Source organism: Nostoc sp. UIC 10890, assembly GCF_054786515.1.
Map to the genome: position 1 here is coordinate 1 of NZ_JBSGKF010000176.1, position 1,154 is coordinate 1,154.

Genomic DNA, 1,154 nt, shown 5'->3' on the forward strand with positions numbered 1-1,154 from the left:
CTCATCGACTTCATCTGGATACAGGACTTGGTCTGCATTTTTGATTTCCAATTCCAGTCCATCATCGTTTTTACCGGAATGTCGACGGATTCCTTGGTTGAAGAGTCCTAGAGTGGGCACTTCTTCTTCCTGTTCTAGTTCCTGTCCTAGCTCCTGTTCTAGTTCCTGCTGTTCTTCCCGTACTCCTTCCAGTTTCTCCGGTATGCCTACAGAACTATTTGTTTTGGTAGATGGTGGTTCTGCAAGAAGGGACAAATCATGGGCTCGGCCCAGATCGAGGTCATTGTGAGATTGAAGATGCTGTCCTGCAAATGCTGGTTCTCCCATATTTTCTAGGGCCTCTGGTTCTTCCGGTTTGGTGATCAGTTCGAATTCGATGGTGGGTTCAACGGACTTGGGAGGAATCACCACAATGCCCTTTCCTTCAAATCCAGCACCATCATTGAGCAGAGAATTGGCGGAAGTCGATTCGTGGTGATGGGCTTCAGCATAAAGATCGTTGATGCTCTTGGGAGCAGAACCGGTTCCATGGTCAACAGCAGATGGTTCCCCATTGGCATTAAGGTTCTCGCCAGTAGATGCCGCGGCACCAGCGTTGGCGTTACTGTCTGCATCAAGGGGAACAGCGGGGGGAATGGAGGATTTCACCTTACGTTCCGGCAGAGAAAATTTAGGATTAAAGCGCCAAACGAAATAGGAAAAAGCGCAGAGCAAAAGGACGGCGGCTGTTCCCACACGACCGATAAGGGCCGACATCCAGTTTTGGATCAAATCGCCCATAGCGCCTCCCCAGGGGAAACTAAAAGACTGTCCGGCAAAAGAAGCGGCCACCGAAAAAAGAAGAATGCCCAACAAAGAATATTTCAAGTTTCTCTTAAGGGAGAAAAAAGGGCGGGCAAAAAGTTTATTGATGCCCAACATAAAAAAGAAGGGGCAAACTAAAAACGAAGCAATACCGAAAGCATTAAAAAAGAAATGGTGAGAAACGAAGGCACCGAGTGCCCCCAACATATTAGAAATTTTGAGGTCGTTGGGCAACAAAATAGAAGCGCCTGCGGCAAAAACCTGATCTTGATCTTCCTTCCAGGTAAAGAGGTAGGAAAAGAAAGCAAGAAAAAGAAACAGAGAAAAAATAAGGGAGACGCCACCCAAAA

1 protein-coding gene is annotated in these 1,154 nt (G+C 47.1%); it reads right to left on the reverse strand.

The genetic code is table 11. The features are described 5' to 3' along the window. On the reverse strand, nt 1-1,154 hold a 1,154-nt coding region (locus ACWATR_RS40240; protein WP_460346040.1), incomplete at both ends, for a DNA translocase FtsK 4TM domain-containing protein.